Here is a 23,370-nt window from a genome sequence, read left to right as displayed (position 1 = left end):
CCCGAGTGTCTCGAGAACAGACCGCCTAGTCACGCACCCGGGCAGGCGATTCTGCAACAGCCACATAGTGACTGCAATCCGCCGCACTGAGTGCCGAGCCAGCTAGGGGTTGCCTGCGGGCGGCGCCGTTGTCGTCGTCACCGGCGCAGTCGTGGTTGTCGTCGGCGGGGCCGTCGTCGTGGTCGTGGTCTCGGTCGTCGTGACGGGCTCAGTAGTCGTGGTCGTGGCGGTGGTTTCCTCGACAGTGGTGGTCGGTACGACCGTCTCGGTGACGGTGTGAGTCGGCGCCGGAACCACCGGGGCCGAGGTGGCGACCGATGTCGTGGTGGTTGCCGTGGTCGACGTGGTGGTAGTGGTAGTCGTCGACGGGGAATCGGACGAGAACAGCTGCACCAGGGCATAGATGACCAGCGCGGCGATGACTGCACCCCCAGCGCCCATGCCGATCAGCGCGGCGGGCTTGCGGTACCACGGGACGGGCTCGGGAGTGGGCGGCGCGGGCGCTTCGGAATACTCGCCGTAGCTGGGCGCGTACTGGGTGGGCTCGTCGTCGTCGTAATAGTTCGACACGCGCCGATGGTAGGCGCGGTCAGCCGCCCGGCGGGGGATACAGCGTGCGTGTCACGTTGGTGCGCGGCCGGTAGTGCGTCGTGGGGTACTCGCCGTAGTCGGCGCCCGGCTGCGTGTACGACGGCGAGGTCGTTGTCGTGGTGGTCGTCGTTGTCGTCGTAGTGGTGGTCTCGGACGACGTGGTGGGCGAGGTCTCGGTCGTCTCCGACGGCGTGGTGGTCGTGGTATCGGACGGCACGACGAACTCGGTGGTCACCGGCAGGCGGGAGGTGGTGGTCCGGGTCGTGGTGGACTTCGTGGTCTTCGAGGTCGACGTATAGGTGGGCGGGACGAAATCGATGGGAGCGTCCTCGGGTCCTCCGGAGCTGGTCAGCGAGATCACCGCCCACAGCACCAAGCCGATCACGGCGAGGGCTGCAGCGCTGGCCCCCGCGACTGCCGGCGTCGAGTGATGCCAGGGCGCCTCGGGAGGCTGCCCCTGATCGTCCTCGTCACCGGCCACGGGCACCGATACTATGCCCGGCCCTGAAGCGGGCTTCGGTCAGCTCAACTGACGGATGACATCACCGGCGAAGAGCTCGAGATGATCCAGATCCGACTGGTCGAGCATTTGCAGGTAAACCCGCTGCACACCGGCCTCCAGGAAGGGGCCCAGCTTGTCGACGATCTCGGCGGGCGTACCGACCAGCGGTGAATTGCTGCGCAGCTCGTCGACCTCGCGGTTGATCGCCGCGGCGCGTTCGGCAATCTGCGCCTCGTCGCGGCCCGCGCACAGCACGAACGCCGCCGAGTAGGTCAGGGAGTCCGCGGCTCGTCCGGCCGCGACCACCGCGTCGGCCACTCGTGCGAACTGCGTCTTGAGGGTGTCCAGCGGCACGAACGGGATGTTGAATTCCGCCGCGAACTCGGCAGCCAGCGCCGGTGTGCGCTTGGCGCCCATGCCGCCGATGATGATCGGAACGGACGACTGCGTGGGCTTGGGCAGGGCCGGTGAGTCGACGACTGTGTAGTGCTTGCCGGTGAAGTCGAACGTCTCGCCGACGGGCGTTCCCCACAGGCCGGTCAGGATGCGCAGCTGTTCTTCGAGCCGGTCGAATCGCTCGCCCAGGGGCGGGAACGGGATGGCGTAGGCCTGGTGCTCGGCCTCGAACCAGCCGGCACCGAGGCCCAGTTCGACACGGCCACCACTCATTTCGTCGACCTGTGCCACCGAGATGGCCAATGGTCCAGGGTGGCGGAAGGTGGCCGAGGTGACCATGGTGCCAAGCCGGATCGTCGAGGTCTCGCGGGCGATGCCGGCCAGCGTCACCCAGGAGTCGGTCGGCCCGGGCAGCCCGTCGCCACTCATCGCCAGGTAGTGGTCAGACCTGAAGAACGCCGAGTAGCCGAGCGCTTCGGCGGCGCGGGCCACCGCGAGCTGATCGGAGTAGGTAGCGCCTTGCTGGGGTTCGACGAACACACGGAAATCCACGGATGCCAGCCTATCGGCGATCTCAAGTGGGCGGCTGCTGACTGAGTTCGTCAAACCTCGCGAGCGCCGCATCGCGGTCCGACTCTTCGAATAGCTCGCTGCGACTGATCAGATCGCCTTCGACCATCATGATGTCGATCCCCCGCCAATCGGCCTCGAAGCCCTCGGGCGTGGCCCCTTCCGCCGCATGAGTGATGACCGCGCCGCAGCCGCTCAACCGATGTACGGATTCGACGTAGATGCGACCTTCGGGCATGTCGTCCCACGAAGAACGGATGTATGCGTTCAGGCCACCGGGCTCGAAGGAGGTCGCTCGGTGGTGGTCGATATTCACCCAGTCGGGCGTGGTCGAGGGTAGTTCGTGACGGTTGGCCGCGGCGATGGTTCGTGTGATCACTGACCAGGTATGCGCATAGGCCGAAGCCTCGCCAGCGAGGTAGCGGGCATCCAACTCGGCGAGGGCAGAGTCGATGTCGTCTAGGTCGAACACGACGATCGCCAAAATTCGCTCATTCGCGTCGATCTCGACCACCTGCAAGTCGTCGATGCTGAATCGATCCGGCTCGCTTCCGGACTTACTCACCTGAACACGAGTGAGAGCGAGGTGATCTCCACGGATCGCGATGGTTGTGACGTCGTCGGTTTTCAGTCCGACGTCGACGACGGCATGGCCGTGTGCGATCACGGCGTCACGGCCGTGCCGCGAACCGTCACCCACAAACCGGCGGCGATCGTCGATCGCGGCATCACGGTACAGCGCTTCGGACACAGCCTCCCAGTCACCTGCGGCGTAATTGTTGTGGATACGTTCGAATATGCGGGATGCCGAGTTGCACAGCCGTGGCACTGGCTGGATAAGTTCATCAAACCTCGCGAGTGCAGCGTCGAGGTCTGCCTCGTCGAACACTTCGCCGAGCCTGATTCGGTCGCCTTCCACGGTCAAAATGCAAACGTCCCGCCACTCGGCATCGAAACCCTCTTGAGAGGTTGCTGTCGCCATATGAGTGACGACCACTCCGACGTCACTGAGCCGATGAACCGCCTCGACGTAGATGGTGGCTTGTGTCGTGATGTCCCAGATCGCGCGGAGTGACGCTCCCAGACCACCGGCCGCGATAGCGACTGTTCGCCGGTGGTCGACATCCGTCCAATTTGGTGTGGCCGCGGGAAGCTGATGCCGATTCAGCGCAGCGTATGTGCTTATGGTCGTCGACCACGTCTGCGCATGGGTCGCGGCCTCACCTGCGAGGTAGCGGGCATCGAGTTCTTTGAGTGCGGCGTCGAAGTCGTCGGAGTCGAAGGTGACGACGGCGGCGATGAGCCCGTGGTCGTCCAACGCAATGATCTCGAGAATTTCCACATGGAACCCGTCGACCTGCTCATCGCGGTTTGCATATCGGGAGCGCCTGAGTGCGAGGCGCTCACCGCGCGTCGCAATGACGGTTGCCGCTGTGTTCCTGACGCCGAGCCCAGCGACCGCGCGGGCATCTTCGAGGGCGGCATCCCGACCGCGACGGATTCCGGTGCTTACGATGTGTCGGCGGTCCTCACTGACCATGTTGTCGGCCAGCATGGCCTCCATCGCATCCAGATCCGGTTCAATAAAACACTTCTGCAAGCGCTCGTACGTGCGGCTCGCCGCGTTGCTTGGCTGTGCCGGGCGACTGAGTTCGTTGAACCGTGCGAGCGCAGAGTCGAGGTCTGCCTCGTCGAAGACCTCCAAGCTGCTGAGCTGCTCGCCATCGACGGTGAGGATGATGACGTCCCGCCACTCGGCGTCGAAGCCCTCTTGCGAGGTGCCTTTCAACACTTGGGTAAAGAGCGCTCCGGAATCACTGTGCCGATGTACAGCCTCGATATAGAGGTTGATGTCCGGCGCGACATCCCATGTCGCATGGATGTACGGGGTGATGTCACCGGGTTCGAATGCTGTCGCGCGCCGGTGATCGATAGTTACCAAGCTCTGTGTCGTCATCAACGGCTCACGCCGGTTGAAAGCCGCCACATTCCGGGCGATGACCGACCACATTTGTGCGCACACCGCCGCCTCACCGGCGAGGTACCGCGCGTCGAGTTCTTCGAACGCGGCGTCGAAGTCGTCGGGATCAAAAACAATACGTGCCAGAACTTGGTTGTCGGCGTTCACCTCGATGATGTCTAGAAGGTCGCTGCGGAAGGACTCGGATCGCTGGTCTGTCGCCGATGCACGGCACCGACTCAACGCGAGGTGTCCGCCACGGGTTGCGATGATTTCTAACTGGAGTTTCGTGACCCCGACATCGGCAATGCTCGAAATCTCGGCGATCACCGCGTCACGTCCCTGTTGGCGGCCGGCGTTCACCACTCGACGACGATCCTCGGTTGAAATGTCCTCCGCCAGGATCTCCCGAATAGCGTTCCAATTTCGAACGGCGAAGTTCGCCAAGATGTTCCGGTACACGCGACTTGCTGTGTTCTCCGGTCGCCGGCCGAGTTCGTCGAACCTGGCCAATGCAGCGTCGAGGTCCGACTCGTCGAAGATTTCGCAGCGGGTGATGAGCTCGCCGTCGACCATCAAAAGCTCCACGCCCTTCCACTCAGCGTCGAACCCGTCGTCTGATGTGCCCCGCGCGATGCTCGCCACGACCGCTCCCGATTTTGTCAGCCGATGCACGACGGTGGGGTGGATACGGATATCGGGTGTGTCTTGCCAGGAGGCTTGGATGTAGGCAATCCGGTCACCGGTTGCGAAACCTGTTCCGCGCCGGTGATCGATGTTGACCCAATCCGGCGATATCGGTGGAACCTCGCGCCTGTTCAGTGTGGCGAACGCGCGCGAGATGACGGACCATGTTTCGGAATACGGCGCCGCATCACCTGCAAGATATCGAGCATCGAGTTCGGCGAGCGCCGCGTCCATGTCGTCGACGTCGAACCATGTTTGCGCGGCGATTCGGCCGCCCTCATCGATGCTGTACACCTGGAGCAGTTCGTCCCGTGGTGCGCCGGGGCTTTCATCGACAGTGCCCAAGGTGAGCCGTGCGAGAGCCAGGCGTTCTCCTCGTACGGCGATAATGACATGGCTCGCGCGCATGACCCCGTTCTCGAGATCGCACCTCGTCTGGTGCACCACGTCGCGCGGTGCGAACTCGGTCCGCTTGAAGCCGACGAGCTTGCGCCTACTCTCGATGTAGCCTTCGGGGGCGAACATCTCCTCAAATTCGTCCCACGCCTCGGCATCGATAGCGGCCACCGCTCGTCCGCTTGCCTGTGTGCAGGAAGTATCCAAATACCGTTGGGGCACTTGCGACTTAGCGTTTAGTTGCAGCGCCTCGAATCGCGCGTGCTGGGCGTCGAGTTCGGCCATTGCGGCATCGATGTCGTCGAGGTCAAACGAAATGTGCAGACATACTCGGTCGTCCTCATCGATCCCCATCAGCCGAAGCAGCTCGTCTTGCGGTGCTCCGGGGCTGCCGTCTACCGTGCCCAACGTCAATCGAAAGAGTGCCAGCCGTTCTCCTCGGACAGCGAGCACCACGCGATCGATACGAGCCACACCCGCGTCAAGGTAACCTTGTGCCGACCGTACCCACACACCGGGTGGACAGTCGACGCGCTCAAACCCGACTATCCGCCGCCGGTTCTCAACGGTGACGTTGGGTGCGAGCATCGGCTCGACCTCTGCCCAGGCTCCGCGTGCAACAGCATCGTGCAACCGACTGATCACTCGCAAACATTGGTTGTCCCGTTCGGCGACAGGAGCTTCAACTGCAGTGTCCCAAGCCGGCGAAACCTGGTGCCCGAAAATACGGCATGCCTTCTCCACAAGCGCCACAGCGCCTTTGCGTCCGTACAGATCCGCCGCCCGCTCCGCTGCAGCCCGTGCTCCCGCAACGTCGCCGGCGTCGCCCAGCACCGTCGCCAAAGCCAGGCATGCGTCACCGTGATCGACCAAGGCGTCGGTGCGTTCGGCAATGGCCACGGCCTCTTCGGCTACTCGTCGGGCCTCTGCATGGGCGCCCGCGCGGGAAAGCAGCTGTGCCCGTACAGTCCGCCACGCGATCGACGCCTTCAGTGCGTGCCCGGCAAGTCGCTCACTCTCCGAACACAATTCGTCGGCCTCGACGTCCCGGTCCAGCCAGAGGCAGGCGCGTGCCAACAGAGCGGCCGACTCCGCCGTGTCGGCGTCCAGGCCCATCCGGCGGAAGCCGTTGTAGGCCAGGCGAAGATGCAGCTCGGCTGCAGCGGGATCGCCGAGCACCAGTTCTACGATGCCGGCGAAGTGGTCGACTTCAAGGAGAGCGTGGCGCAAGCCTAGGTCGGTCACGGTGCGCGCCGCGGAGTCGATCATCCGTCGAGCTGCTGCGGCCCGGCCACGGAACGCCTCCAACACAGCCTGGCAGCGTGTCGACGTTGCTTCGACCGCAGGAGAATCGGTTGTAATCCGTAGCAGTCGTACTACGTCAAGACATCGTCCGCCTGCACGCGGAACGGGATTGGGTCCCCACAGTGCCGCCAGAGGGGCACCCGCCAGCACCGCGTTCACCAGCCGGTGTTCACGTGCCTGGCGCGCCGCCGTGAGCGCGTTGTCCAAAGCCAGCTCGCAGTCGGCGACATGTCCGAGGCGCGCCAGGCATCCCGCCCGCACGGTGTGCGCCTTCGCTTCCCCTGCGGCGTCATGTAATTCGGCCAGCCTGACGGCAGCCTCAGCCACCGCGCATTCGATTTCGTCCAGGCGTTCGGGGTCGACGAGCATCGAGAGCTGACCCTCGAAGCACGTCGCCCATGCAGCGAGACGCGCTGAATGGCGTGTGCCCTCTTTCAGTTGCGATACCGCACTAGTCGCCGAGGACACATCGCCCGCGGCCAGCAGCGCCTCGCACCGCGCCACCAGGAGTTCGACGCGCTGGTCGTCGCGGTCGGGCAGCTCGTCGTCCAGTTCGTCCAGCGCGTGCAGGGCATGGTCGTAGAGGTCGGCGGCGCCTTCGTACGCCAGTCGTGCCATAGCCTGGTCCGCGGCACGGCGGCAGTATTCGACGGCCTTGAGTGCGTTTCCCGCCCAGGCACATTCGAAGTAGTGGTGAGCCAGCTCAGACAAGAGCTCGGCGTCGGCGCCCGGCATCGTCTCCAACGTCGTGGCGATCCGCTGGTGTAGCCGCATGCGACGTACGGAGGCGAGTTCAGCGAGCAGAGATTGCCGGACGATGGCGTGGTTGAAGCGGTAGAGACCACCGGGTTCCTCGATGACGATGCCAGCCTGGCAAGCCTCGTCGAACGCATCGACGAGATCCTGGCCGATCACGTGCTCAACCAGGTCGAGGGAGAACTGACTTCCGACCACCGCAGCCGCGGCCAGTGCCTTGTTGGTCTCCGCAGGGAGCCGAGAAAGTCTGCGGCTCACGGCTTCCCGGACCCCCTGCGGCAGCGTGCTCGGGTCCCAGTGTCCACCGCTTTCCTCCACGTGGCGCAATGCCTCGATGAGGAAGAACGGGTTGCCACCCGTGACTGATGCCAACGCGCGGGCCAACTCTTCGTCGTCGTATCCGGCCTCGGCGACGAACGCGCTGACGTCGTCCTCGTCGAGGCCGCCCAGGGCAATGCGATTAGCACTGCCGTCGCGGTGAAGGTCGGCCAGCATCGCCGCCAAGGGGTGCGACCGGTCGAGGTCGGTACTTCGATACGTCCCGATGATCTGGACGCGGGCGTGCTCGCCGAAGCGCAGAAGATGGCGTAGGAGCAGGAGCGTGGGTTTGGCCGCCCAGTGAAGGTCGTCGAGTACCAGGACGATGGGCACGTCTACCGAGGCGAGACCCAACAGTGCGACGACCGCGTCGAACAGCGCATAGCGTTCGGTGTCGGGATCGCCGCGCGGCGGTGCCGCGAGATCGGGGAGAACGTCGGACAAACCCGGAACCAGCGGTAGTAATGCCTCGACGCCGCGCAGCCCGCGCAGGCGGGCGGTACCGATGCAGGGCACGAGCGTGCGCAGGGCTTCCGCGAAGGGTTGATACGGAGCGCCGAGGTCCTCGTCAGAACGTCCGTACAGCACTACCGCACCCTGCTCGTAGGCCTGCCGGCCCCATTCGCCGGCTAGACGGGTTTTGCCCACCCCGGGTTCGCCCGCGATCAGGACCGCGCGGGTGCCGCCGGTAAGCGCCGATTGCCATGCGGCGACAAGCTCTGCGAGCTCGTGATTACGTCCGACGAAAGGACCGGGTCCGCCGAGCACTGTGGGCATCATCGGCCGATCGATCGTGGTATCGCCTGCCGGCGGCGGATTTTCGTCGGTCTGTAGACGGAGTTCGAAAACATGCTCAGGGCGCGTCAGGTTCTTCAGCTGCCGCATGCCGAGGTCGGCGAGCGCGACGTCGTCGGGCAGGGAGTCGATCACCAGCTCGGCCGTCCCGCCCGAGCACAAGGTCTGGCCACCGGAAGCGAGCGAGCGCAGTCGGGCGGCGCGGTTGACGGCCCGACCGAAATAGTCGCCGTCGCGAAGCTCGGCTTCCCCGGTGTGCAATGCGACCCGGATACGCATGGGGTCGGCCGGCGCCCACGGCTCGTGAAAGATGGCATCCTGCAACTCGATCGCGGCAGCCGCGGCGGCGGACGGGCGGTCGAAGACCGAGAAGGTGGCGTCGCCCTCCCCGCGCGTCTTGATCAGCCGACCTCCGCGAGAGGTGACGATCTGTTCGACGAGTTCGTCGTGGCGGGCGAGTGCCACAGCCATGGCGTCGGCGTCGGCCTCCCACGCGGCAGTGGACCCCTCGATGTCGGTCAACAGGAACGTCACGGCACGCGTCACTGACGGAACATGTTGGATCGCAGGGATATCGAGTTCGGTATCCTGTGCGACGATGGCGGCCTCCAGCCGCCGGAGCTCCGGTCCCGGGTCGACACCGAGCTCATCAGCCAGCAGCGACCGGGCCCGTCGGTACGCACCGAGCGCCTCACCCTGCCTGCCTGCCCGATAGAGCGCGAGCATCAGCTGACCCCAACGTCGCTCGCGCAACGGCGCATCCGCCACCGCTGCCTCGAGGTCGCCGACGACCTCCGCGGCACGGCCGGTCGCGAGGAGCGCGTCGGCCCGGTCCTCGACCAGTGCCGCATGGGCCTCGATCCACCGGGTCTTCTCGGACACACCCCGCCGTCCGTCGGGAAGTTCCGGGACGCCTCGCCACAAACTCGCCGCCTCATCGAACCGGATGAGCGCAGCGCTGGTGTCTCCCGCGGCCAGGGCGTCCCGGCCCGCTTTCGTGAGCGACTGAAACCGCGCGGCATCGGTCTCGGCCGTGTTCAGGCGCCAGCCGGTCCCTTCGGTCAGCACGAAGCCGTCGCCGAGGGTGTGACGAAGTGAGGAGATGTGAGTCTGTAGCGCCTTGGCGGCAGTGCGTGGTGGATCGTCGCCCCAGAGCAACTCCATGAGCACATCGGCCGGCACCACCGAACCGCCGTGCAGACCCAGCATCGTGAGGATGGCGCGCGGCTTCGCGCCCGGCACTGCGACGGGCGCACCGTCCAATCGGACCTGAAGAGGTCCCAAAACCCCCAGCTCCACCGATAAAAGCGTACTCACGCGCTGATCGTCAGGGTGGCGATTCAACGCACGGTCAAGAACGGGTAAAGCTGCGGATGACCTGCGTTTCTACAGTCCGCGGCCGGCGGCACGCAGTGCGGCGACGGCGTCGTCGTCGCCGGAGAACGTCACCCGGGCCTGCTCGCGCCCGGCGGCGAACATCAGCAACTCGCCCGGATCGCCGGTCACCGTGACCTCCGGGCCGGAGCCGACGGTGGCCAGCGTCTTGCCCTGCGGCGTCGTCAAGGTCACCCGGGCGGGGGATTTGCCCATCGTCATGCGGGCCATCGCACCGATGCCGCGGGACAGTGCGGACACCGTGGCGTCATCGAGATCTCTTGGCTCCCAGCCGGGTTGAGCCCGGCGCACATCCTCGTTGTGGATGAACATCTCGGCCACATTGACCAGCGGGTCCAGCAGCTTGAACGGTGAGTACAGCGGCGGACCGGCCTCGATCTGATCGACCAGGTCGTCCCATTCGGTGCTCTCGGTGACCTTCTGCTGCACGCGCTCGGTGTAGCCGGCGAGCTGAGGTACCAGGATGCCGGGAGCGGCATCGAGGCGCCGCTCGCGCACCACCAGATGGGCGGCCAGATCGCGGGCAGTCCAGCCCTCGCAGAGGGTTGGCGCATCAGGACCCGCGGCACGCATGGACTCGACCAGTGCGGCACGTTCGCGCCGAGCGACAGTCATAAGTTCGACTCTAGAAGGTTTTCACGCCTTCGACAGCGATGGTCATCCCGTGACCGGTGCCGTCGTTGCTGATCCGGGTGCCGTCTTCACTCGCATCGATGGTCCAGCCCACCGCGCTGTACTTGCGATAGTCGAGGGTGACCACCGGAATGTCGCCGAGGTTCCCCAGCACCCACTTGAGCTGGCCGTCGGCGGTGAGTCTGACGCCGTTGGCGTGCTCACCGTCGACCACCGGGGCGTCGGCGAAGTCGGATTCGCACCCGACGTCCTGCTTGGACAGCTGGCAACGCGTTTTCCCCGATTTGGTCTCGATGAACACGTACCCGTTCTCGGGCTCCAGTGGGGTGGCGCCGGACGGCGCGCGGGAGGTGCTGGGTGGAGCCGCAGCCGTGGTGCTCGGCGGGGGTGCCGGGCTGGACCGGGTGGGCCGCGCGGTCGGGAAGCTCGGCTCGGTCGGTGACTGGGGACTGGTGGCCGGGGTGCCTTCGATGCTCGATTGGCAGCCGGACAGCAGGACGCCGGCGGCCAGTAGGGCGCTCACGATTTGCCACGCCTTCACGGCGCCAAGGCTACGCATCGCGCATGGCCACGGCCGGCTATGACGCGCCGAACAACCCCGCGTAACCGTCGGAGAGCGCCCGCAACTGCCCGGCGCTGTCACCGCGGAACGACGCGCCGTGCATCAGGGCCAAGGTGGTGGGGTTCAGCTCGGCGAGTTGGGCCAGGGCGGGAAGCAGGTTGGTGGTCAGGCCGGTGGCGTGAAACAGCGATTCGGCCTCCAACGCCGGTGCCACACAATCAGATTCAGTAAGCGCCGGGCATTGGCCGGTGTGCGTGAACAGGTCGCCGGCCAGCAGCGTGGACGTGGTCTCGTCGAACCACAGTCCCGCTTCCCAGTTGTGCGGCACATGCGGGGTGGCGATGAAGTGCAGCCGATGTCCACCGATGTCGTGCGCGGCCTCGGCAGGTGCGGCGACCGGCGGACGGTCGCACATGTCGTTCAGCGACAGCATGATCGCGAGCGGACCGTGGATCACCTCGGCGTGCGGTGCGGCCGCCAGGAACTGGTTGACCGCGCCGCACTCGTCGGCCTCCAGGTGGCCAAAGGAGATCCAGCGCAGTCGGGTCAGCGGCAGGACCCGCTCGATGGCCGCCGACACCTGCGGAAACAGGAACCGATGGCCGGTGTGGAACAGAAACGGCTCGTCCCCGGTCAGCAGGAACTGGTTGAAGGTGAAGCCGTGCTCGGTGATCCCCGGTATCCAGGTGGACAGCCGGTAGATGTCCGGGGCGATCTCGTCGACGCGGGTTCCCAGGTCGGAGGCCATAACTCCATGGTCCGCCCCCGGGAACCCGACGTCTTGGGATTTTCCCAGCTGGGTCACCTACCGTCGTCGCGTGCTCGGCAAGGCCCTCGATGCGTTTCTGGACTCCCCGTTGTCCGGGATCGTGCCGTGGGCGTTGATGGCGATTCTGGCCGGGCCGGGCCGCTACGAGATCGCAGTGTGGGGTGCGCTCGGTTTCTCGCTGCTGGTGCTGGCGCTGGACCGTCGCCGCAACATTCCGGTACACGTGCTGGAGGTGCTCGGCGTCTCCTTCTTCGTGGTGCTGGCCGCCGTCGGCCTGGTGGCCTCCCGTGGGCAGAAGACGTGGCTGGAGATGTGGTCGGGGGAGATCACGAACGCCTCGTTGGCGATTTTCGCCCTGTCCAGCCTGATGATCGGCCGGCCGTACACGACGGCTTACGCACGCGACATCACCCCGCCGGACCGCTGGGACACGCCGCTGTTCAAGCGCACCAACATGGTGGTGACCGCGGTGTGGGCGGCCGCGTTCGGCTTCTCGGCGTCGGTCGGTTTCTTCGGGGATGTGTTCTTCGGCAGCACCGACAATTTCTGGACCGGCTGGATTCTGCAGCTGGCGGCACTGTTCTTCGCGGTGGCCGTCACCGAGTTCTATCCCGACTACGCCCGCGCGAAGGATGCAGCACATGCGCTGCATCCGGTGCCGTCATGGTCGCGGGTGTTCGAGTGGCTGCCGCCGTTCGTGCTGGCCACCGGTGTCGCAGGCTGGCTGCTGGCCGCGGTCAGCAGCGGGGTGGCTGCTGACCTGGTGGTGATCGGCGCATTCGGAACGGCGCTGTTGCGACGACGCGACGTGCGGGCTCGGGCCACCTAGCTGTCAGGACTTGCTCAGCTGCGGCAGGAACTGGTTGTCGAGGAACTTCGCGTAGTCGGGCAGTTGCGTGCCGGGGTCGATGGACTTCTGGGTTTTGGCCCACGCCCCGAGTTCGGCCAGCTTGTCGGCCAGGTCCGGATTCAGCTGCAGGGTGAAGTCGAACTCGCCGAGTACGGTGCCGAGCAGCTCAGGGTCCAGCTGGGTGGCTTTGGCTACGGCGTCGGTGGCGGCCTTGTCGTGCCGGGACAGGGCGGCGCCGGCGTCACCGAGGGCGGTGAGGAACGCGGTGATCGCTTTGCCCTTGGTTGCGACGGCGGATTCGGTCGCGACGAACAGGCTGTGCTGGTTGTAGGTTCCACCGCTCAGTGCCACCGCGTCGTCGCCGAGAGCCTTGATGGTCTGCGCCTGGTAGGGCTGGAAGATCGACACCGCGTCGACATTGCGCTGGGTGGCGGCAGTGACGATCGCCGACGGTGCGACCTGCACCAGCTCAGCGTTGATGTTGTTCTGCGCCAGGGCATTCGACACGTAGTAGGCGGCACTGGTGCCCAGCGGAGTGCCGATAGACTTGCCGGCCAGATCCGCGACGGTGTTGATGCCCGCGCTGCGCCGGGCGACGATCCGTGAGCCTTCCCAACGGGATCCGTCGGCGATCACCCGCAGCGTGGGTGTGCGGGTCAGCGCGGCCGAGGTGGGTACGTCGGCCGCGGTGGTGATGTCGACCTGTCCGGCGGCCGCGGCCTGCAGCGCCTCGACACCGGATTGGAAGTTCACCACTTTGACGTTGACGTTGTGCTTGCCGAACAGGCCGGTGTCGGCGGCGACAGGGACCTGCGCCCAGGACGGGTCGACGACGAACCCGACGGTGAGTTGATCGGCGTTCGCGGTGCCCGGGTCGGTGCAGGCGGTGCTTGTCACAGCGAGGGCGGCAGCGGCGACTGCAGCGGCGACGATGCGCCGGAAAGGGATCTTCACGTTATGGGTTCCTTCGTGGGTGGACGTCAGCGCACGGCGTGGTCGATGCCGAGCTGGTGGTGCAGGGTCTTGCGGATCTCGCTGTAGCCGGCCTGGTCTGCCAGCGCATCGGCCGGCCGGGGGCGGCTGAGCGGGTTGGTGATCTGATCGGCGATCTGCCCGTCGCGCAGCACACTGACGGTGTCTCCGAGCCGGATCGCCTCGTCGATGTCGTGCGTGACGAACACGATCGTGCGGTTCAGCCGCGTCCACAGATCGATCAGCAGATCCTGCATGCGCAGCCGGGTCAGTGCGTCGAGCGCCGCGAACGGTTCGTCCATCAACATGACGGTCGGCTCCCCGGCCAGCACGCGGGCGATGCTGACCCGCTGCCGCATGCCGCCGGACAGCTCACCGGGACGTTGTGCGGCCACCTCGTCACGCAGGCCCACCAACTCGAGCAACTCGTGAATGGTGTCCCGGCGCTGCGATTTCGGCAATCGTCGGGCCGTCAGGGCGAAGTCGATGTTGTCCGCGACGGTCATCCACGGGAACAGCACGTCGCGCTGGAAGGCGACGCCCCGACGAGGATGCGGTGCGCTGACTGTCTCACCGTTGTCGGTCACCGAACCCGAGGTCGCGGTGATGAGGCCGGCAAGACAGTGCAGCAGAGTCGATTTGCCGCTGCCGGAGGCGCCGACGAGAACCGAGAAAGAGCCGTCCGGGACGGTCAGCGAAATGCCCTTGAGGGTCGGCTCCTGCTTGCCGGGGAACCGCACCACGAGGTCATGGGTCTGGATGGCCATCTCAGCGCTCCTCTCGGGCCCAACGGGTGAACGGGGACGTGGCCGAGGCGACCAGCAGGTCACACAGGGCACCGACGATGCCCAGGATGATCAGGCAGAAGATCAGCCGATCGGCCTGCGAGAACAACTGCGCCTGAGAGATCCGGTACCCGATACCCGATGTGGTGCCCGTCATCTCGGCCACCACGATGAGCACGAATGCCATCGCTGCACCCACTCGCAGTCCCGACGCGATGTCGGGAGCCGCCTCGGGCAGCACCACCCGCGACAGGGTCTGCCAACGGCCGGCCCCCAGGCAGCGAGCGGCCTTCAGATAGTCGACCGGGGTGCTCGCCAACCCGGAGTGGCTGTTGATCCACACCGGGACGAACACTCCGAGCGCGATGACCAGGAGCTTGCTGTTCTCGCCCAGCCCGAACCACAGGATCGCCAGCGGGACGAGACCGATCGTGGGGATCGGCGAGAACACCCGCAGCACCGGTTGCAGCAGGTTGCGGCCGGCAGTTGTCGTCGCGGTGAGTATCGCGACGATGATGCCGATACCGGCGCCGAGGGCGAAACCGACTGCTGCCCTTTGCAGGCTGGCGAGAATGTCGGCGGCCAGCAGACCCTCGGTCCACAGGGTGTGACCGGCGGCGAGGATCTCGGGCACGCTCGGGAACAGCTGTCGCGGGAACCGCCCGGTCGCCACGATCAACGACCACAGAGCCGCGGCGATCCCCAACCCGGCGAGCGTCCAGCCGAGAACTCCCAGTCGAGCGAACGCCGACCGCAGTCGGGCCGGACGTGTTCGGTGAGCGCGGCCTACCGCGGGCGTGCGGACCGCTAAACCGGCTGTCACGGAAGGAGTTCCGGATCCGGCCGGACGGTCCGCAGCGGTTCGCGCGGGGTGCCCGCCGGCACCCAGTCGAACGGCACGGCCTGCGACCGGTACACCAGCGCCGTGCGGGTCAGGCGGTCGACCCCGGGCACCCTGGTCTGCTTGACCTCGGGCTCACCGGCCACCCCGTAGCCCTGATAAGGGCTGTGGTACTCCCACGCCACGTCACCATCCGGGGTGACCTGGAACAACCGTCCCTGCATCCCCTCGGTGATCAAGGTGTTGCCGTTGGGCAGACGCTGCGCGTTGCTCACGAACGAACTGAAGAAGGTCCACGACGGCAGACCCGAGTCCTCAGCGGTGTACTGCCACACGATTTCCCTGGTGGCCGGGTCGATTTCGAGTACCCGGGACCCGGCGTAGATACCCAGCGGAGCGGCCGGGTATCCGGCGCCGCCCTGGTTGTCGAACACCAGGACGTTGCCCGCCCCGGGCAGGCCCGCGGCGATCATGTGCGGGTTGTGCTGGCCGGACGTCTGATCGACCGGGCGTGGCACCTTGTGCACGTTGATGCGCTGATGCTGAGCGCCGAACTCGGTGTCGTGGTAGGGCCCGAGCTTCCAGGCGATCGCCCCGGAGGCTTTGTCGATCAGCGCGATGATGTTGGCCTTGCGGAAGCTGATCAGGATGTTGTCGGGGTGGAACACGGACGACGGATCGTCGACATGCCACCGGTTGGGTCCGAGCGTCTTGGCGCTGTTCATCTCCAGATAGCCCCATGGATCGTCGGGATCGCGAGCCACGGCCTGGCGCAACGCATCCCAACCTGCCTCGGAGAATCCGAACTCGTCGAGGTGATTGCCGGCCAGCCACTGCCAGACGACGTCGCCCTCGGGCGTCACCTCGTAGAGCCCCTGATCTCCGACGGTGTGGTCACCGAGACCGGGTACCACCCGGGGAACGGTCGTCAGGATCAGGCGGTTGCCGTTGGCTAGCAACTCCCAGTCGTGGTTCTGGCGGGCCGCGCCGCCGGGGGCCTGGGTGCCCCACTCCCAGACGGTCTCACCCTCCCAGTCGAGTTGGCCGATGGTGCCGTTCGCGTAGATGCCGCCGCGGGCGTCGTCGCTGTCGGACAGTTGCACCCCGACGTCGCCCAGGCGCCCGCCGTTGAGAGCCGGATCCAGGATGCGGGGCGGCACACCGGCATACGGCCACTCGTGCACCACGGTGCCGTTGAGGTCGATCAGTCGGGTGACCCCGTCGGCACCGGTGAACAGGACGTAGCTGTCGTAGGCGAGTTCGGGGTCGAGATAGGTGACTCCGGTGAGTCGTACGAATGCCATGTCAGTTACTCCACCAACGTCCGGTTACAACCACGGGTCCTCCTCGTTACGGTTCTAATCGATTAGCGTGAGGCAGGCGAAACCTGGATGGAACCGTCACAATCGTGGTGATTCGAACTCTTTCGAGCGGTCACCGACGAGCGGAGGCTCCAGCCGTTGTGAGTGGTAAACGTCCGACCCTGGCCGACGTGGCCAACCGCGCCGGCACCTCGACGGCGGTGGTGAGCTATGTCCTCAACAACGGGCCACGTCCAGTATCAGAGTTGTTACGGGCCAAGGTGCTTCGTGCGATCGACGATCTGAACTACCGGCCGGATGGGCGTGCCCGCGCGTTGCGTCGGCCCCGGCGCTGGCGGCAGATCGGACTGCTGGTTCCCGACCTCACGTTGCCCCTGTTCGGTGAGTTCGTGGGGCGCATCGAAGTGGAAGCCCGGGCGCGCGATCACCTGACCCTGATCGGCAACACCGGATACGACCCCGAGCGTGAGCTCGAGTTCGCCACCGCGTTCGCCGAGGTCGGTGTCGACGGGCTGCTGGTGGTCGGGGCGGCAAACGCCCCGCGCACAGCGAATCTCTGTCGGCGAGAACACATTCCGGTCGTGTGGATGCACAACATCCGGGGTGCGGTCGAGGCGGACATCGTGGGAATCGATCACGTCCATGCCGGCGAACTCATCGCCCGGCACCTGCTCGACGTTCACCGTTGCCGCGACCTCGCTTTCGTCGGCGGTTTCACCGAAGCCGATGTGTGCCACGGCGACCGGGAGACCGTGCAGCAGCGATTCGAAGGTGTCGCCTCCGTCGTCGACCAGGATCTACCGATCATCCGCACGGATCTCACCCCGTCCGGCGCCTACGGTGCGGTCAGCGCGTTTCTGAGTGGTGGTGCACGGGCGCCCCGGGCGCTCGTCGTCGGAACTTACGGCCAGACCGCCGCCACGATCCGCGCGGTCGCCGATGCGGGCCTGCGGATCCCCGACGACATCCGGGTTGTCGGGTTCGACGGCAGCGCCGCCGACTACGGACGGCTGCGGCTCACCACCGTGCAGCAACCGGTGGACGCCCTGGCCCATGAGGCTCTCGGCCGGTTACTGGGCGATTCCCCGCTCCCCGACGATGGTTTCGCGCCGATGCTGAAGGTGGGGGAGACCTGCGGTTGTGCCTAGTGGTGCAAGACGGTACGGACGAGATCAGGAAGCGCGTTGGCCGACTCGGGGTCGTGCCCGAAGTGCTCGATGACCTGCACCTGGATCTCGCCGACCACACCGCCCAGGACGGCGCCGACGGCGATCATGGTCGGCTCGTCGTCCTTGAACACGGGCCGCAAAATCGACTCGTACTCCTCATTGGTGAGCTGGCCCATCTTGTCGATGATGGTCTGTTCGAGATCGAGGGCGCCCATGGCGTAGTCCTGCGCATCGACCAATGTGGTGGGGAGACGTTCCAGCACCATCTGCACCAGGTTGTCCTTGAACGCGTTGTAGCGCTGCGTGCCGACCGCGAACTTCACCAGCGGGGTGGCGATGCCGGTCTGCGCGTCGATGGCCGCCTCGACCTCCTTGCCGACGAGTGAGAACAGTTTGTCGGCACCCGGACCGCGCAGCACGCCGTCGAACAGGATCTCGGGGGAGAACAGGTCCTCGGCCAGGATTCGCGCATAGTCCTTGGTGATGATGTCGCGCTGAGCGTGCAGCAACCCCTGGAAGGGGATGAAGCCGAGATACTTCGTCGGGTGGACGGGCCGGAACAACATGTTGAGTGCGATGTAGTCGCTGATGAAGCCGACGCCGAAACCGAATGCCGGCATGATCCACGGGTTTTGGAACAGCGCCCAGGCCACCATCTGGACCACGCCGATCACCAGGCCGAAGTAGATGCCGCTGCGCCGGACAAACGCCATGGCGTTGTCACCGAGTCCGCGCATCAGCTTGTTCAGCTTGTCCTTGTTGCGGACCAGCGTCGTCACGGCCAGGAACTGGATGTCGACGAACCTGTTGAGGTCCGCCCTCATCTCGTTGAGCATCTTCTCCACGACCTTGGGGGTCTGGTCGTGGATGCGGGCCTGGATCGCGTTGCGCGCCGCATCGGGCAGTGAGTCCCACAGCCCGGGGCGGATCTGCTCGGCGAGGTCGCGGGAGATCTCGTCGACCACCTGGGTCAGCGGCTCGCGCAGCGCGTTGACAGCTTCCTTCGCGTCGACCCTTTCGAGCAGTTCCTCCGGCTTGAGGAGGTTCTGGGTGAGTAGCTCGATGGTCTTCGAGCCCACCTTGCCTGCCCGGCGTGGCACGATGCCCTGCCAGCCGAACGGGCCGACGCCCTTGAACTCCATCGGCCGGTAGATCATCTCCAGCGCGACGATCTTGGTGCTCCAGCCGACGAACGCAGCGACGAACGGCATGGACAGGTAGATCAGCCAGTTGACGCTGAAATCGGCCTTGATCTCCTGCCAGGTCTGGACGGCGAGGATTGTCTCCGTTGTGCTCATGCGCGATCCGCCTTCGGCTTCTCGCTGGGCGTCACAAACCGTTCCGTTGCACCGCGGACTCCCACAAACCGCGCCCGAGCCCCGACAGCGACAGGGTCAGCTTCTCCACCCGCGCGGCCAGGGGACCGCGGGATCCGTTCTTGATCGCCTGCAACACCATCGGCTCCGCCAGGAGCACCTCGTACTCGGCCTTCTGCGACGGGTCCTCGGGACCGGTCTCGACCAGACCCAGTGACAGCAGATGACCGACGTACTGCGGGACCATGGCGGGCAACGCCACATTGGCGGTGCGGCCGATCAGGCAGGCGTTCTCCAGCACTGCCTGACCTGGGGTGCGTGATCGGGTCCAGGTGTGGATGTTGACCAGCGGCGAGGCGTCACCTTCGGAGAGCGCGCCGAGGATCCGCGCCTCGTCGGCCACCAGCTGGTCGAGCAGCCGGTGGTACAGCTCCACCTGACTGCCCGACGTGCTCTGATCCAGGGCCCGGTCCAGCAGGCGGTCCATCTTGGTGTTGAGCGATTCGGGCGTCGGCTCCTCCGGCGTGGCGATGGTCACCGGTCGGGGCGCCGCCGAATCGATGGCCTCCAGCCGGTTCTTCACCAGTGTGGCCAGTTGCTCTTCACCCCAGGCCGCCAGCTTCATGCTGGTCTTGGCGGCGTCGAGCGCACGATCGGCGATCCCGAACGGGTCGTAGCGCTTCGGCAGAAGTGGGCGTTCGTTGCGTGGGGTGCGGATCGCGATGGCGATCTCGCCGACGGGTGTGGCGAACTTGAACGCCCGCCGCTGCATATTCTTGCGGCGTGCCGGAGCGTCATCGGACGCCGTGTCGTCCGGACCCCTCTTCGACAGTTCTTCTGACATGACTGATCGATCGCCTCCCCACCTACCGCTGTCCCCGAGCTGTGGGCACCGTACCTGGTCGCCTTGTGAGGTGCCGAAGTCGCAGGTGGTTGGTGGGGTTTGTGAGCTAGGAGGTGGTGTTGGGGAGTAATCCGCGCAACGCCGTCGTCGCCAGTTGGCGGGCATGCTCCTCGGTCAGCGCGTAGTGGCCCGTCATCCGGCGGAAGATGAGCGGACCGAACAGTATGTCGATCACATCGTCGATGGCTGTGCCGGCGTCGGCGTCGCCGCGATCCACTCCGCGCTGCCACAGCTCGGTGATGGCCGCGCGCCGACCGCTCAGGAAGTACTCCCGGAAATACGCTGCGCCCATTGCATCTTCGACGCAGGCGGCGAGCAGTTGGGCGAACACCTCGCCTCGGGGGCTGGCGTAGAACGACGAGACCCGGACCACCTGTTCGGTGAGATCGCCTGCCGTGCTGCCCGTATCGGGCAAGGGCAGCGCTTCGGCCATCGTGGTGCCGAACGCCTCGGCCGCGACGGCGGTCCGTGATGGCCAGTGTTTGTAGAGGGTGGCCTTGCTGGCGCCGGATCGCGCCGCGATCGCGTCCATGGTGGCTGCCGGGAATCCACCCTCGTCGAGCAGCTCGGCCGTGGCGACCCGGATGGCCTGGTGGATTCGGTCGCTGCGTGCGCCGGTGGGGCGGACGAACTCGCCCGCCCCACTGGCCGGTACGTCAGTCCTGGCTGACATCGTCGAAATCCGTTGATTCCGAGACACTTCGCCACTGGGCCAGCTCGGCCTGGACGTGGGCGATCTTGGCCTCGACGGCCGCGATGGTGTCGTTGCCCAGCAGCAGGCGCAGCGGTGGCTGCGAGGATTCGACGACATCGATGATGGCGCCGGAAGCCTTCACCGGATCGCCGGGCTGGTCGTGGTTGCGCTCACCGGCGGCGACGCGCATCTGTCCGGCGGGCCCGTCGGCGTAGTCGTCGATGATATTGCGCTGAGTCTGCAGGCTCGATGAATCGAGGAAGTCGGTGCGGAAGTAGCCGGGCTCGACCACCATGACGTGCACGCCGAGCGGTTTCAGTTCGGCGTTGAGGGCCTCGGAGATCGCCTCGACTGCGAACTTGGTCGATGCGTAGACACCCCAGCCGGGTGAGCCGACGAATCCGCCGACCGAGGAGATGTTGACGATGGTGCCCGACCGTTGTGCCCGCAGCACCGGGGTGACCGCGCGGGTGACGGTCAGCAGCCCGAATACGTTGGTGTCGTACACGGCCCGCACTTCGGCGTCGGTGGCCTCCTCGACAGCTCCCAGCAGCCCACGTCCGGCGTTGTTGATCAGGACATCGATGCGGCCGAAGCGATCCACGGCCGCCTGCGCGGCCTGTTGTGCCTGCTCTTCGTTGGTGACGTCCAGCGCCACCGCCAGCACGTTGTCGTTCTCGCCGAGGGCGGCGGTGACGGCGGACGCGTCACGCGCAGTCGCGACCACCTGATGGCCGCGGCCCAGTGCGTCGCGGGCGATCTGCAAGCCGAATCCGCGGGAAGCTCCGGTGATGAACCAAACGCTCATGTCTTTGACCACCTATTCTGGAGGGGAACTGAACTGTACGGCCAGTTTAGTTTTGTGGGACGGTCGGTGTAACTGCGCGATGGGCGCGGGTATTCCACAGCGCTCAGATTGCAGAGAAAAGCGCCGTCAGTCGACGCCCAACATCACTTCGGTGGACTTGACGAGGACCGTCGTCGGGGTACCCGGCGTCAGCCCGAGCTCCTCCACCGCTTCCTTGGTGATCGACGCCGTGACGATCTGCTCACCGCCGTCGAGCTTTACCTTGACGGTGGCCATGACCGCGCCGATGGACACCTCCGTCACGGTCCCGGTGAGCTGGTTGCGAGTGGACAGGCGCATCGGAACCTCCGTCGATCGGTGGATTTGGTTCGACGTTAGCCGCATGTGGTCGGAGTAGCATCCGTTACACAACTCAAGACGTCGATGACGCATTGTGGGAGAACCTCCGATATCGGAGTGCCGTAGGTGCAAATCCTCTCCGGAAACTCTCAGGCCCCAATACCGCAGTGCCGAGGCAACTCTGGAGAACTGCGTACGTACCGTGCGCGTACCGAAGGGGAACAGGCGCCAAGCGCTGAAAACTCTCAGGTTTCAGGACAGAGCGGGGAGGTGTCACCACACGATGCATCACGTAGCTGCGATGCCCGGGATTGGAGTCATCTCATGGCGGTCAGTGTCTTCGACCTGTTCTCGATCGGGATCGGTCCGTCGAGCTCGCACACTGTCGGCCCGATGCGGGCGGCGGGCATGTTCGTCGACGAACTCGTCGGTCGCAATGTGGTTGACCAGGTCGCCTCGGTCAGGGTGGACCTGTTCGGCTCGCTGGCGGCGACCGGCGCCGGCCACGGCACGATGCCGGCCATCCTGCTGGGTCTCGAGGGGTGCCGGCCCGAGACGATCGAGACCGACGAGATGGAACGGCGCCTTGCGACCATTCGCGCCGAGGGCAAGATCCTGTTGGCCGGCCGAATCATCATCGGACTGACCGAATCCGACATGCATCTGCAGCCGGGCCGCCGCCTCGCCCAGCATCCGAATGCCATGGCATTGACGGCATTCTCATCCGGCGGTGACACGGTCTACGCGGAGACCTACTTCTCGGTGGGCGGCGGCTTCGTCGTCGCCGAATCCGAACCGGTCCGGCGTGAGACCGCTGGACCAGACGCCGACGGCTCCTTCCGCACCGCTGCCGAATTGGTCGCCCTGACCGAACGCGACGGACTGTCGGTGAGCCAGGTGATGATGCGCCACGAATGTCTGGCCCGAAGCGAAGCCGAAGTGCGCGACCGTCTCCTGCGGATCCGTGACGTCATGGTCTCGTGTCAGGTCAACGGCATGTCCCGGGACGGCTACCTGCCCGGCAACCTGATGGTCCGGCGTCGAGCCAAGGACTGGTACGTCAGGCTCAATGCCGAAGACCCACAGCGTGATCCGGCCTTCGCCGAGGACTGGGTGAACCTGGTGGCACTCGCGGTCAACGAGGAGAATGCCTCGGGCGGCCGAATCGTGACCGCGCCCACCAACGGTGCCGCCGGGATCATCCCGGCGGTGCTGCACTATGCGTTGCGCTACACCCCGGCCGGAATTGCCGATCCGGACGACGTGACCGTCCGCTTCCTGCTCACGGCCGGCGCCATCGGGTCGCTGTACAAGGAGCGGGCCTCGATCTCGGGTGCCGAGGTCGGGTGCCAGGGGGAGGTCGGCTCCGCGGCGTCCATGGCTGCCGGAGGGCTGGCCGAGATCCTGGGCGGCACACCGCGGCAGGTCGAGAACGCCGCCGAGATCGCGATGGAACACAGCCTCGGACTGACCTGTGATCCGATCGGCGGCTTGGTGCAGATCCCGTGCATCGAACGCAACGCCATCTCGGCGGGTAAGGCGATCAACGCGGCCCGCATGGCACTGCGCGGCGACGGCACCCACCGGGTGAGCCTGGATCAGGTGATCGAGACGATGCGTGCCACCGGACTGGACATGAGCGCGAAGTACAAGGAGACATCCATGGGTGGTCTGGCGGTCAACGTTGCCGTCAACGTCGTCGAATGCTGAGCCCGGTCGAGAAAAATTTCCCGGA

The 23,370-nt window shown here is 65.9% G+C and carries 19 protein-coding genes and 1 riboswitch; of the genes, 3 read left to right on the top strand and 16 right to left on the bottom strand.

What is annotated here, in order from left to right:
• Positions 1-102: 102 nt before the first annotated feature.
• The 7 genes from AC4LGL_RS00980 to AC4LGL_RS00950 all read right to left on the bottom strand — a co-directional run bounded on the left by AC4LGL_RS00980 (position 103) and on the right by AC4LGL_RS00950 (position 11,602).
• A complete protein-coding gene (locus AC4LGL_RS00980; protein ID WP_491837216.1) occupies positions 103-570 on the bottom strand; it encodes a hypothetical protein in 468 nt (155 codons plus the stop codon).
• 19 nt (positions 571-589) lie between these two features.
• Positions 590-1,072: a hypothetical protein gene (locus AC4LGL_RS00975; protein WP_491837215.1), complete on the bottom strand. Its 483-nt coding sequence runs from the start codon at positions 1,070-1,072 to the stop codon at positions 590-592.
• 39 nt (positions 1,073-1,111) lie between these two features.
• Entirely contained in the window at positions 1,112-2,041 is a 930-nt protein-coding gene (locus AC4LGL_RS00970; protein WP_491837214.1) for an LLM class F420-dependent oxidoreductase, read from the bottom strand.
• A 22-nt stretch (positions 2,042-2,063) separates the two neighbouring features.
• Positions 2,064-9,575, bottom strand: a complete 7,512-nt coding sequence (locus tag AC4LGL_RS00965; protein ID WP_491837221.1) for an ATP-binding protein — start codon at positions 9,573-9,575, stop codon at positions 2,064-2,066.
• Between the two features lie 87 nt (positions 9,576-9,662).
• Entirely contained in the window at positions 9,663-10,286 is a 624-nt protein-coding gene (locus AC4LGL_RS00960) for a TIGR03085 family metal-binding protein (protein ID WP_491837213.1), read from the bottom strand.
• Between the two features lie 10 nt (positions 10,287-10,296).
• Entirely contained in the window at positions 10,297-10,863 is a 567-nt protein-coding gene (locus AC4LGL_RS00955) for a hypothetical protein (protein ID WP_491837212.1), read from the bottom strand.
• Positions 10,864-10,882: 19 nt separating this feature from the next.
• The gene (locus AC4LGL_RS00950) at positions 10,883-11,602 is read right to left on the bottom strand and encodes an oxygen-binding di-iron domain-containing protein (RefSeq protein WP_491837220.1); all 720 of its coding nucleotides are present in this window, start codon (positions 11,600-11,602) and stop codon (positions 10,883-10,885) included.
• A gap of 82 nt (positions 11,603-11,684) precedes the next feature.
• Between AC4LGL_RS00950 and AC4LGL_RS00945 the strand changes: the two genes are divergently transcribed.
• Positions 11,685-12,464: a DUF3159 domain-containing protein gene (locus AC4LGL_RS00945; RefSeq protein WP_491837211.1), complete on the top strand. Its 780-nt coding sequence runs from the start codon at positions 11,685-11,687 to the stop codon at positions 12,462-12,464.
• Positions 12,465-12,467: 3 nt separating this feature from the next.
• Here AC4LGL_RS00945 and AC4LGL_RS00940 read toward each other — a convergent pair whose 3' ends face one another.
• Genes AC4LGL_RS00940 through AC4LGL_RS00925 form a run of 4 tightly spaced genes read right to left on the bottom strand, consistent with a single transcriptional unit; the run spans position 12,468 to position 16,387 of the window.
• Entirely contained in the window at positions 12,468-13,439 is a 972-nt protein-coding gene (locus AC4LGL_RS00940; RefSeq protein WP_491837210.1) for an ABC transporter substrate-binding protein, read from the bottom strand.
• A 26-nt stretch (positions 13,440-13,465) separates the two neighbouring features.
• Positions 13,466-14,224 carry an ABC transporter ATP-binding protein gene (locus AC4LGL_RS00935; RefSeq protein ID WP_491837209.1) on the bottom strand — a complete coding sequence of 253 codons (759 nt, stop codon included), beginning with the start codon at positions 14,222-14,224 and terminating at the stop codon, positions 13,466-13,468.
• Between the two features lies 1 nt (position 14,225).
• The gene (locus tag AC4LGL_RS00930) at positions 14,226-15,065 is read right to left on the bottom strand and encodes an ABC transporter permease (RefSeq protein ID WP_491837208.1); all 840 of its coding nucleotides are present in this window, start codon (positions 15,063-15,065) and stop codon (positions 14,226-14,228) included.
• A complete protein-coding gene (locus AC4LGL_RS00925; RefSeq protein ID WP_491837207.1) occupies positions 15,062-16,387 on the bottom strand; it encodes an aryl-sulfate sulfotransferase in 1,326 nt (441 codons plus the stop codon). Before AC4LGL_RS00925 ends, AC4LGL_RS00930 begins: the two co-directional genes overlap by 4 nt.
• 158 nt (positions 16,388-16,545) lie before the next feature.
• Here AC4LGL_RS00925 and AC4LGL_RS00920 point away from each other — a divergent pair, with 158 nt between their 5' ends.
• Positions 16,546-17,553 (top strand): LacI family DNA-binding transcriptional regulator, encoded by a 1,008-nt coding sequence (locus tag AC4LGL_RS00920; RefSeq protein WP_491837206.1) that lies wholly within the window; start codon positions 16,546-16,548, stop codon positions 17,551-17,553.
• Here AC4LGL_RS00920 and AC4LGL_RS00915 read toward each other — a convergent pair.
• The 5 genes from AC4LGL_RS00915 to AC4LGL_RS00895 form a co-directional block, all read right to left on the bottom strand.
• A complete protein-coding gene (locus AC4LGL_RS00915; protein WP_491837205.1) occupies positions 17,550-18,872 on the bottom strand; it encodes a DUF445 domain-containing protein in 1,323 nt (440 codons plus the stop codon). The genes AC4LGL_RS00920 and AC4LGL_RS00915 overlap by 4 nt on opposite strands.
• 31 nt (positions 18,873-18,903) lie before the next feature.
• A complete protein-coding gene (locus AC4LGL_RS00910) occupies positions 18,904-19,734 on the bottom strand; it encodes an Abi-alpha family protein (protein WP_491837204.1) in 831 nt (276 codons plus the stop codon).
• A 106-nt stretch (positions 19,735-19,840) separates the two neighbouring features.
• The gene (locus AC4LGL_RS00905; RefSeq protein WP_491837203.1) at positions 19,841-20,467 is read right to left on the bottom strand and encodes a TetR/AcrR family transcriptional regulator; all 627 of its coding nucleotides are present in this window, start codon (positions 20,465-20,467) and stop codon (positions 19,841-19,843) included.
• Positions 20,451-21,296: an oxidoreductase gene (locus tag AC4LGL_RS00900; RefSeq protein ID WP_491837202.1), complete on the bottom strand. Its 846-nt coding sequence runs from the start codon at positions 21,294-21,296 to the stop codon at positions 20,451-20,453. Before AC4LGL_RS00900 ends, AC4LGL_RS00905 begins: the two co-directional genes overlap by 17 nt.
• Positions 21,297-21,422: 126 nt before the next feature.
• Complete coding sequence (locus tag AC4LGL_RS00895) at positions 21,423-21,635, bottom strand: TOBE domain-containing protein (protein WP_491837201.1); 213 nt, start codon at positions 21,633-21,635, stop codon at positions 21,423-21,425.
• Between the two features lie 171 nt (positions 21,636-21,806).
• Positions 21,807-21,906, top strand: a riboswitch (glycine riboswitch).
• Positions 21,907-21,959: 53 nt separating this feature from the next.
• Here AC4LGL_RS00895 and AC4LGL_RS00890 point away from each other — a divergent pair.
• On the top strand, positions 21,960-23,345 hold the full coding sequence (locus AC4LGL_RS00890) for an L-serine ammonia-lyase (protein WP_491837200.1): 1,386 nt from the start codon (positions 21,960-21,962) through the stop codon (positions 23,343-23,345).
• Positions 23,346-23,370 lie beyond the last annotated feature (25 nt).

This window comes from Mycolicibacterium arcueilense, from assembly GCF_058536225.1.
Note: the sequence above shows the minus strand (reverse complement) of the source record. Positions and strands in the feature narration are given on the sequence as shown.